Here is a 1728-nt window from a genome sequence, read left to right as displayed (position 1 = left end):
GCCTGACCCGCTGGCGACCGCAGCCGCCTGCAGGATGCCGATACGCCTTCCCTCCCAGTTGAGGTAGGTCCCGGGCCAGGGGTCAAAGGCTCGGACCCTGCGAGCCAGGGCATCGGCGGGCTCGAGGGGATCCAGGGCGCCATCTTCCTTGGTGAGCGGTCGAGTGCTGGCTGCCTTCATCGAATCCTGTGGGTGTGGCGCCAGGCGGCCGCCGAGGTACTCCGGCAACGTTCTGAGCAACAAATCGGCGCCGATCTGGGACAGACGGTCGGACAGCCTGCCGCCAGTGTCCATTTCCGAGATGGGCGTCTCGTGTTGGGCGAGAATAGGCCCAGTGTCCATGCCGGCGTCCATCAGCATGATCGTGACGCCGGTCACCGAATCCCCAGCGAGGATGGCCGACTGGATGGGGGAGGCGCCTCGCCAGCGGGGAAGCAGCGAGGCGTGCACGTTGACACAACCCCGTGGAGGCAGCTCGAGCAATTGCGGGCGGAGAATCCGGCCATAGGCCGCCACGACGATCACCTCGGGTCCCCAGGCAGCGAGCTGAGATAGGACTTCCGGGCTATGCGGGTTGGCCGGCTGCAAGACGGGCAAGCCCAAGGCCTGGGCCGCCAGCTTGACCGGGGGTGGGCGCAGGCCTCGCCCGCGTCCGGCGGGTCGGTCCGGCTGGGTGATCACGCCCGTGACCTCGAAAACCCCAGCCAGAGCCTGTAGAATCGGCACGGAGAACTGAGGAGAGCCCAGGAATACGACCCGCATGCCAGGATAGTAGCACGATCAACTGGCCGGCGTAACCCTCGCCCAGAGAGGGGGTTACTACATAGGTGAGAGCGAGTAAGGCATGACAGTCGGAACGGTCGCCAAACCATACCCAGGCAGAAGGAGTGAATGAGATGTCGGATCAGACGGGTTCGGTCAGCAGCGATGATCGCCTTTGGTCGGCACTGGGTTACCCCATTGCCCTGATTGCGATCATTATGTTGCTGATGGAAGAGAAGAAGAAACGGCCATTCATCAAGTTCCATGCCGTGCAGGCCATCGCCTTCAACGTTGTTGTGTGGGTGCTGATTTTCGTTCTCAGCTTTGTCACGCTGGGCTTTGGGGCGCTCTGCGTCCCGGTGCTGTGGTTGGCCACGCTGTGGCCGGCAATCGACTCCTACCGGGGCAACTACACCCAGATCCCGGTCATCACCAACTTCATCAAGAAGCAGGGCTGGGCCTAGGACCCTCCTAGACCCGACCTTCAGGGGCTCCGTGACTGCGGAGCCCCTGCTTGTGTTTCGGTCAGAGCAATGAATCGCTGGCTGATCCCGGAGCCCCGGCCGGTCGCCGCGCTTGAGGCTCTGGGGGACTTGCCCCTGCTTGGGCGTCAGGTGCTGGCGGCGCGTGGTCTCGATCAGGCGGCAGCTGTGCGGGCGTTTCTGGCCAGGGAAGACCCTGGCCACGACCCCTTCTCGCTGCCCGGGATGCCGGCCGCAGTTGACCGGGTGCTGCAGGCCGTCGAGGGTGGCGAGAAGGTCGCCGTGTACGGTGACTACGACGCCGACGGGATCACCGCGACCGCGATCCTGTGCCTCGGGCTGCGTGCTTTGGGCCTGGCTCCCGTGGCGCACCTGCCGGACCGTTTTGCCGAGGGCTACGGCCTCAGAGCCGAGGCGCTGAGTTTGCTCGGCGGGCAGGGAGTCTCACTTGTCATCACGGTCGATTGTGGCGTCCGCTCCGTGG

General features: G+C 65.0%; 3 protein-coding genes. 2 read left to right on the top strand and 1 reads right to left on the bottom strand.

The window, feature by feature from the left end; translation table 11 throughout:
• The coding region (gene fmt, locus MUO23_11550) for a methionyl-tRNA formyltransferase (GenBank protein ID MCJ7513591.1) at positions 1-726 on the bottom strand (726 nt) is incomplete at its 3' end.
• Between the two features lie 170 nt (positions 727-896).
• On the opposite strand from fmt, the gene MUO23_11545 reads away from it, so the two are divergent.
• Positions 897-1226 (top strand): DUF4870 domain-containing protein, encoded by a 330-nt coding sequence (locus tag MUO23_11545; protein ID MCJ7513590.1) that lies wholly within the window; start codon positions 897-899, stop codon positions 1224-1226.
• A gap of 69 nt (positions 1227-1295) precedes the next feature.
• On the top strand, positions 1296-1728 hold a 433-nt coding region (locus MUO23_11540; protein ID MCJ7513589.1), incomplete at its 3' end, for a DHH family phosphoesterase.

The sequence above is a fragment of the Anaerolineales bacterium genome, assembly GCA_022866145.1.
In the GTDB taxonomy this organism is placed as follows: domain Bacteria; phylum Chloroflexota; class Anaerolineae; order Anaerolineales; family E44-bin32; genus PFL42.
Note: the sequence above shows the minus strand (reverse complement) of the source record. Positions and strands in the feature narration are given on the sequence as shown.